The sequence below is a fragment of the uncultured Campylobacter sp. genome, assembly GCF_938031315.1.
In the GTDB taxonomy this organism is placed as follows: Bacteria; Campylobacterota; Campylobacteria; order Campylobacterales; family Campylobacteraceae; genus Campylobacter_B.
The window spans coordinates 1-2,947 of the sequence record NZ_CALHHT010000025.1; the positions used below are offsets into that span (position 1 = coordinate 1).

Sequence of the window (2,947 nt, forward strand, 5' to 3'; positions counted from 1 at the left end):
TATAAGCGGCGCGGGCGGATCTGAAATTTAATGAAATTTCATGAAACCCGCCAGCAGCCGCTCGCATTTTTCCGATAAAATTTTAAAATTTCGTTTTGTAAAATTTGCCTGCGCGCCGTGCGGCAAAATTTCAGCTAAAGCTTGCGTCCGTTCTTGCCTGCGATGATAAATCTTAGCGCGCTTAGTTTGATAAATCCGTCGCCGTCTTTTTGATTAAAAACTTTATCCTCTTCAAACGTCACGAAATCGGTATTAAACAAGCTATCGCTCTTGCTCTGTCTGCCTAGTACGGTCACGTTGCCCTTATAAAGCTCGAGTTTAACCTTGCCGTTTACGTGCTCTTGGGATTTATTTATCAGCTCTTGAAGCAGCAAGCGCTCCGGGCTGAACCAAAAGCCGTTGTAGATGAGCTCGGCGTAGCGCGGCATCAGATCGTCTTTTAGATGCGCCGCGCCGCGATCTAGCGTGATGCTCTCGATCGCGCGGTGAGCCTTTAGCATGATCGTGCCGCCCGGAGTTTCGTAGCAGCCGCGACTCTTCATGCCGACGTAGCGATTTTCTACAAGATCGAGCCTGCCGATGCCGTTTTTAGCGCCAAGCTCGTTAAGCGCTGCTAGCATCTCGTGCGGTTTAAGCGCCTTGCCGTTTAGCTTTACGGGATCGCCGTGCTTGTATTCGATCTCGATGATCTCGCTCTTATCGGGCGCATTTTTAGGGCTCACGGTCCATCGCCACATATCCTCCTCAGGCGCATGAGCGGGATCTTCCAGCACCAAGCCCTCGTAGGAGATATGAAGGATGTTAGCATCCATTGAATACGGCGATTTGCCTGGCTTTGAGGCGATGTCGATGCCGTTTTTCTTAGCGTAAGCAAGCAGTTTCTCGCGAGAGTTCAAATCCCACAGCCTCCACGGCGCAATCACCTTAATATCGGGATTTAGCGCATATGCGCCAAGCTCGAAGCGGACTTGGTCGTTACCCTTACCGGTCGCACCGTGGCTTATGGCGTCCGCGCCGGTTTTTTTAGCAATTTCAACTAGCTTTTTAGCGATCAACGGGCGCGCGATCGACGTGCCTAAAAGATACTCGCCCTCATAGACGGCATTTGCGCGAAACATCGGAAATACGTAATCGCGCACAAATTCCTCGCGCAGATCCTCTACGAAGATATTTTCCTTTTTGATGCCCAGTTTCACAGCTTTGTTTTTGATCGGCTCCAAATCCTCATTCTGACCGATATCTGCGGTGAAAGTCACCACATCGCAGCCGTAAGTATCGCCTAGCCACTTTAAAATAATGCTAGTATCTAGTCCTCCGGAATACGCCAAAACGACCTTTTTTACATCTTTTGCCATCTCAAATCCTTTACGTAAAATTTGGCGAAATTCTACCAAAAATAGTTTAATAGTTGCTTTTAAGGCAAATATCGCTAAACTCACGCCTATGAGAATCGATAAATTTTTAAACGCAGTCAATATCACCAAGCGGCGCGCCATCAGCGAAGATATGTGCAAAAGCGGCGTCGTAGCCGTAAACGGCGTCGTAGCAAAGCCCGCCAAAGAGCTTAAAATCGGCGATGTAATCACAATAAGCTTTTTAGATAGAAAACAAAGCTTTAAAGTCCTAGCCTTTCCTAGCGCGAAAAATACGCCCAAAAGTGAGCAGGCAAAGTATGCCCAAGAGCTTTGAACTGCTCTGCGGCGAGGATGAAATTTCGCGCCTCGTGCAGGCTCTGCCAAAAAGCGGTATAATCTTACTCATCGGCGATCTTGCCAGCGGCAAAACAACGCTTGCGCGCGCGATCGTGCGAGCGCATGGGTTAGACGAGCACGTGAACTCGCCTACATTTTCGATCATGCAAAACTACGGCGAAATTTATCATTACGACATCTATAACGGCGGCTGTGAGGGGATTTTAAAAAATGGACTATTTGAAAATTTATTTGAAGAGGGGCTTCATCTGATCGAATGGGCGGATGAAAATTTGATAAATTTACTTAAAAAATATGAGCTTGATTTTTGCGTAGTGAGGATCACGCCGCACGCGCAAGGGCGAAAATACGAGGTAAGCTATGCATAAACTGGAAGTCAGGGGTCTTAAAAAAACCATAAAAGGCACGCCGATCATTAAGGGCATCTCGCTGGAGCTTTACAACGGCGAGATCGTGGGGCTGCTAGGACCCAACGGAGCGGGCAAAACCACGACGTTTTATATGATCTGCGGGCTGATAAGCGCTAGCGGCGGCGATATCTTGCTTAATGAAAATAGCATCGCAAAGGTTCCGCTTCATAAGCGCGCTAAGCTCGGCATCGGCTACCTGCCGCAGGAAAGTAGCGTTTTTAAGGAGCTCAGCGTTGAGGAAAATTTAATGCTCGCTGCAGAGATTACCTATAAAAATAAAGCCGAAGCTTCACGTAAGGTCGATGAGATGCTAAATCTGCTCAACATCGAGCCGATCAGATTGCGCAAAGGCGTAAGCCTAAGTGGCGGCGAGCGCAGGCGCTGCGAGATCGCGCGAAGCCTAATGATAACGCCGAAATTTCTACTTTTGGACGAGCCATTTGCGGGCGTCGATCCGATCGCCGTTAGCGACATCCAAAGCATCGTGCGAGACCTAAAAAAGCTCGGCATCGGCGTACTCATCACCGATCATAACGTCCGCGAAACGCTTGCGATCTGCGACCGCGCCTACGTCATCAAAGACGGCGAGCTATTCGCAGGCGGCACCGCAAAAGAGATAGCCAGCGATCCAAATGTGCGTAAATTCTACCTCGGCGAGGATTTTAGCATCTAAGTCAGCCAGAGCGCTTTAGATTTTCAGCTCCCGCTTCGGCGCGCGCATTAATTTCTATAATTTAAGTTTTACGATTTAAAATTCAAGTGTACGGCTGCGATTAGTCGTACTCGCGACACTTGATTTAAAATTTTGCATATTAAAATTTAAAG

Annotated in this window: 4 protein-coding genes; 3 read left to right on the top strand and 1 reads right to left on the bottom strand. The window is 48.2% G+C overall.

Translation table 11 applies throughout. The features are described from left to right. Positions 1 to 134: 134 nt before the first annotated feature. Positions 135 to 1,355: an argininosuccinate synthase gene (locus Q0236_RS00705; protein WP_297897071.1), complete on the bottom strand. Its 1,221-nt coding sequence runs from the start codon at positions 1,353 to 1,355 to the stop codon at positions 135 to 137. A gap of 88 nt (positions 1,356 to 1,443) precedes the next feature. Between Q0236_RS00705 and Q0236_RS00710 the strand changes: the two genes are divergently transcribed. From Q0236_RS00710 to lptB, 3 genes are read left to right on the top strand one after another with little or no spacing between them, the layout of a single operon-like run. Then, positions 1,444 to 1,689: a S4 domain-containing protein gene (locus Q0236_RS00710; protein ID WP_297913818.1), complete on the top strand. Its 246-nt coding sequence runs from the start codon at positions 1,444 to 1,446 to the stop codon at positions 1,687 to 1,689. Then, positions 1,673 to 2,080, top strand: coding sequence for a tRNA (adenosine(37)-N6)-threonylcarbamoyltransferase complex ATPase subunit type 1 TsaE (gene tsaE, locus Q0236_RS00715; RefSeq protein WP_297913821.1), 408 nt, complete (start codon positions 1,673 to 1,675; stop codon positions 2,078 to 2,080). Before Q0236_RS00710 ends, tsaE begins: the two co-directional genes overlap by 17 nt. After that, complete coding sequence (gene lptB / locus Q0236_RS00720; RefSeq protein WP_297913824.1) at positions 2,073 to 2,795, top strand: LPS export ABC transporter ATP-binding protein; 723 nt, start codon at positions 2,073 to 2,075, stop codon at positions 2,793 to 2,795. The genes tsaE and lptB overlap by 8 nt, the downstream gene beginning before the upstream one ends. Positions 2,796 to 2,947: the final 152 nt, after the last annotated feature.